General features: G+C 70.5%; 1 protein-coding gene. It reads left to right on the forward strand.

Translation table 11 applies throughout. The features are described from left to right. Positions 1 to 39: 39 nt before the first annotated feature. Positions 40 to 953, forward strand: a 914-nt coding sequence (locus tag ACTWPT_RS60070; RefSeq protein WP_443186493.1) for an ATP-binding protein, incomplete at its 3' end; no start/stop codon positions are given.

Here is a 953-nt window from a genome sequence, read left to right on the forward strand (position 1 = left end):
TCCGGATTGCTGGGATGGCGGCTGCAAGCAGCGCGTGAGATGGCGTTTGTGGGGCGGGAGGAAGAGCTCGCGGTTTTCAATGCGGCGTTGTACGGCGGCGGCTGCAGCGTTCTGTACGTGCACGGTCCTGGCGGCATCGGGAAGTCGGCCTTGTTGCGGCGGTTCGCTCACGAGGCCGCGGTGGCGGGGCGGGCGGTGTCCATGGTGGACGGGCGCACGTTGGGGCCGTCGCCGTCGCCGTCGCCGGCGGCGTTCGAGGCTGAGGTCGAGTTGGTGCTTCGTGATGCGGGCGCGGTGCTGCTGGTCGATGACTTCGAACGGATTCGGGGCTTGGAGGGGTGGCTGCGTGAGCGGTTCCTGCCGCGGGTGCCCGTGGGGGCGGTGGTGGTGATCGCGGGGCGATATCCGCCGGATATGCGGTGGCAGGCGGATCCGGGATGGGCGGGGGCGCTGGAGGTGCTGGCGCTGCGCGGCTTGCGGGCCGGGGATGCGCAGGCGCTGGTGGATTCCTGCGGGGTGCCGGCCGAGTTGCGCGAGCCGCTGCTGGCCTTTGCCGGTGGTCATCCGCTGGCGTTGTTGCTGGGGGCGGCGGTGGCGGTGAAGGACGGCGGGGCCGGTAGGCGGTGGATGCCGCAGCAGGACGTGGTGGCCACGTTGCTGGATCAGCTGGTGGGCGAGTTGCCGTCGGCGGCGCATCGGCATGCTCTGGAGATCTGCGCGCATGCGCACATGACGACGGAGGACCTGCTGCGGGCGGCCTTGCCGCAGGACGCCGGGACGTTGTTTCGGTGGTTGCGGCGGTTGCCGTTCGTGGAGTCGAGCAGTCTCGGGCTGTTTGCGCATGACGTGGTGCGGGAGCTGCTGGAGGCGGACCTGCGGTGGCGGGATCCGGAGGGGTATGCGGTGATGCACGACCGCATTCACGCGCATCTGGCGCAGAAGGTGCGCACGGC

This window comes from Nonomuraea sp. 3N208 (assembly GCF_052245935.1).
In the GTDB taxonomy this organism is placed as follows: domain Bacteria; phylum Actinomycetota; class Actinomycetes; order Streptosporangiales; family Streptosporangiaceae; genus Nonomuraea.